This window comes from Sphingomonas lacusdianchii, assembly GCF_022664395.1.
Taxonomy (GTDB): Bacteria; Pseudomonadota; Alphaproteobacteria; order Sphingomonadales; family Sphingomonadaceae; genus Sphingomonas; species Sphingomonas lacusdianchii.
In genome coordinates this window covers 1-2,708 of sequence record NZ_JAKRET010000058.1, presented here as the reverse complement: position 1 = coordinate 2,708, position 2,708 = coordinate 1, and the positions used below count along the sequence as shown (strand labels likewise).

Here is a 2,708-nt window from a genome sequence, read left to right as displayed (position 1 = left end):
ACGGTTCAGCTCGTCCTGGGTCCGCAGTTCCGTGGTGATATCTGTCGCATGATGAAAGGCGCCGATGATCGTCCCCTGATCGTCACGCAACGGCGCATAGTTGATCTGCCATGACGGCACTTCAAGCACAGGATCGCCAAACGCCTCGCGGACGGTGAACGTCTCGCCTGCCAAGGCCCGCTCCATGAAACCGCGGACGATCGCGGCCTGCTCCGGCACGAACTGCTCGACGAGCGAGTCGCCGATCCGTTGCTCGATGCCGTACGCACGCCGGTAAGCATCCGCATGGGCGCGATTAAATACCGTGATGCGAAGGTCGGCGTCGAAGGCGACGACAGGCATTGCCGTGGACTCGATGATTTCCTGATACCGACGCAGCAGCGCGGTCCGATCGGCCACCTGCTGTTCCAGGGTTTCGTTCAGCGTCCTGAGCTGCTCCTCCGACTGTTTGCGCTCGCTGATGTCGATCGATACGCCAGCCATGCCGAGCGGCGAGCCGTCTCTGGCATAGGAAGGCTGCGCCCGGATCGCCACCCATCGAATGGCACCGGCCGGGGTTATAGTCCGATACTCGATGTCATAGTCTGCGCCGGTCGCGATGCTGTTCTCCACCGCCGCAACCATTCGGACACGATCGTCCGGATGAATGCTCTCGCGCAATTCCTCGTAGCTGAACGGATCGTCCGGGTTGCGCCCGAAATTCGTCCGGCACATCTCGGACGTCATCAGTTGACCGGTCAGGAGGTCGAGGCGCCAGGCGCCGAACCGCCCCGCCTTTAATGCGAACCGCAGGTCCGCCTCGCTTTTCACCAGCTCCGCTTCGGTGCGCTGGCGCTCGATCGATGTCGCGAGCTGACTGGTCATCGTCTGCAAGGCGTCGATCTCTCGCGACGAGAAGTCCTTTTCGCGCCGGCCGAACGAGATGGTGCCGAGCAACTCCCCGCCGGCGATGAGCGGCATGCTGTAGTAACTCTCCAGCCCCAACGCCTTCAACGGGCGCACCACATCTTGATCGGAGTGTTGAATGCCGGTGACGAGCATCGGCTCGCGACGCTCGGCGACGATGCCGCAGACCGTATGGCCGAAATCTAGCCGGGAGGCCGATGCTTCCTGCTGCCGGGTCAGGCCAATCGCTGTTACAAGGTCCAGCGCCCCTTGGCCGCACCGATAATGGAAGCCGATATCGACGCCAAAACCGTCATGGATCAGCGCGAAGAGCTGCCTGACGGTATCCACAGGGTCCGTCCCCGCCAGCATCAGGGTCGACGCCTCGGCGATGAGGGACAGTCGTCGCGCATGCTTCTCGGCGCGAGCGGTCTCACGACGGGCGACGATCTCCGAACGTCGCAATTCCAGCTGCGACACGACCTGCGCGGCGAGCGCATCGAGCGAATGGCGCTGACGATCCGATAGAGGGGGCCGCGCCTTCGTATCCAGGACGCACAAAGTGCCGAGCACGTAATCGTCGGCAGTGATCAGCGGCGTCCCGGCGTAGAAGCGCACACCACCCCGCGCCATCGGCGTGTTCGCGAAGGCGGCATCCGCCAGCATGTCAGGAATAGTCATCGCCGCTCGTTCGAGAACGACATTCAGATCGAAGCCGGCTTCCACCGGGGCAATCCTATCGCCACTGAAGCCCACAGCCGCCTTGATGAACTGCTGCCGGCCATTGACGAAGGTGATAAGAGCGGTCGGCGTTTCGCAGATTTCGGCAGCGAGCCTGGCCAGCCCGTCAAACCCATCCTCCGGATCGCTGCCAAAGATCTCGTAACGGTCAAGCGCTTCCAGTCGGCCTCGCCCGCTGAGCAAGCCTTCTGATGTGGCCGGTGTGTCAGCCATAGCGCCCCGCTCCACCCTTCTTCCTTTGCTATATGGCATCATGAGTAACGTGGGCAGCTCGTATATGCCAATGCGGATGCGCCTTAAATCATCAGCTAGGGCAATGGGATCGAGCGCTCCGGCTACGATCGCTTTACGCGGTTGAGCACTTCTGTGACCTTGCTCACGTTATAGGGTTTCTGAAGCAGGTCGAATCCATGCGAGCCTTCCTGCGCCAGGACCTGGCTGTAACCGGAGGTGAGCACGACAGGCAGGCTCGGATACGCCTGGCGAAGTTCCTGTGCCAACTCGATCCCGCTCATACCAGGCATCACCACATCGGTGAACACCACGTCGAAGCGGTCGGGCTTGGCGTTGATGAGATCAAGCGCCGACTGCGCGTTGGGTGCCCAGACGGTACCATAGCCCACATCCTCCAGAAGCTGGGTCGCAAATTCGCCGACGAGCTGGTTGTCCTCGACCACAAGGACGCATCCGCGATTGGCAACCGACGGTCCTGTGTCCGGCATAACAGGCATCTCGCTAGCCGTGACGGCCATCGCTTGGGCGCGGGGGAGATAAAGCGTGAATTGCGTGCCTTTTCCCTCCTTGCTGGCGACGATGACCTCGCCGCCAGACTGTTTAACAAAGCCGTAAACCTGGCTGAGCCCGAGCCCTGTGCCGCGTCCCACCTCCTTGGTGGTGTAGAAGGGCTCGAAGATACGCGCCTGCGTTTCGGCACTCATGCCCGTGCCGGTGTCGCCAATCGTCACGGTGACATAGTCGCCCGGCGCTTCGGCATGGTTACGCACCGCGGGGATGCGATCGGACGTGCCGGTCGCAATCGTGATCTCGCCCCCCTCCGGCATGGCGTCGCGAGCGTTGACGAT

At 62.2% G+C, this 2,708-nt stretch carries 2 protein-coding genes; both read right to left on the bottom strand.

Going from position 1 to position 2,708, the window contains the following annotated elements; all coding sequences use genetic code 11:
* Window positions 1-1,839: GAF domain-containing protein (locus MF607_RS23155; protein WP_242122369.1), on the bottom strand; the 1,839-nt coding region annotated here is incomplete at its 3' end.
* Between the two features lie 122 nt (window positions 1,840-1,961).
* Window positions 1,962-2,708, bottom strand: a 747-nt coding sequence (locus MF607_RS23150) for an ATP-binding protein (RefSeq protein ID WP_242122368.1), incomplete at its 5' end; no start/stop codon positions are given.